Origin of the sequence: Chryseobacterium sp. SIMBA_028, from assembly GCF_046535285.1 — a bacterium.
GTDB lineage: Bacteria > Bacteroidota > Bacteroidia > Flavobacteriales > Weeksellaceae > Chryseobacterium.
In genome coordinates, this window is the sequence record NZ_JAWRWZ010000516.1 from 1 (window position 1) to 257 (window position 257).

Annotated in this window: 1 pseudogene; it reads left to right on the forward strand. The window is 39.7% G+C overall.

Features of this window, described 5'->3' with window-relative positions:
- Positions 1 to 257: pseudogene (locus SCA31_RS24320) on the forward strand (ParA family protein); the annotation flags it as partial.

Genomic DNA, 257 nt, shown 5'->3' on the forward strand with positions numbered 1-257 from the left:
CTATGACCACCTTGCTTGCCAGTATTCTTCATTACCGTTTAGGGTTCAATGTGGTCATTATGGATTGTGATTTCCCTCAGCACAGTATAAGCAATATGCGGGAACGGGATAAGAAGACCATCATGGAAAATGACTATCACAAGAAGTCAGCCATGAAGCAGTTCCAATCTATCAATAAGAAAGCCTACCCTATTATCAAATGCAAATCTGAAAATGCATTGGACCAAGCGTTAGAATACATACAACAATCCACAGTT